This window comes from Lactobacillus nasalidis (genome assembly GCF_016587775.1).
GTDB lineage: Bacteria > Bacillota > Bacilli > Lactobacillales > Lactobacillaceae > Lactobacillus > Lactobacillus nasalidis.
In genome coordinates, this window is sequence record NZ_BOCG01000719.1 from 1 (window position 1) to 407 (window position 407).

General features: G+C 48.4%; 1 protein-coding gene. It reads right to left on the reverse strand.

Annotation, left to right across the window (positions count from 1 at the left end):
- Nucleotides 1–407 (reverse strand): MucBP domain-containing protein (locus lacNas_RS13850; protein ID WP_201335796.1); only part of this gene is annotated, 407 nt, incomplete at both ends.

Genomic DNA, 407 nt, shown 5'->3' on the forward strand with positions numbered 1-407 from the left:
ACCTTGGTTGGGTCGTCTGGGTCGTTCTCGTAAGTCGGCGTATCTGCACCTGGAATTGGCGTGTTGTTTTCATCTACAGGGATGATCTTACCGACCTTCTTGTAAGTGAAGACAGCAGTCTTGTCACTTTCATCGAAAGTACCAGTGGTATCAGTCGTATTAACCAGAACGTAGCCGGTAACTACCTTGGCATCGCTCGTTACATCGTAGCTGTCACCAGTCTTGTACTCAGTCCCCTTCGTTACGCTCGGTGACAGTTCATTGCCGTCTTCATCGACAAACTTTTCAGTCAGACCATACTTGTTCTGAGTGTAAACAACAGGAGTGTCCTTAGTTGGATCTTCCGGAGTTACGTTCGGAACATCAGTTGAGTAGCCTGGTACGGTCGGAGTTGGCTCGTTTGGAGT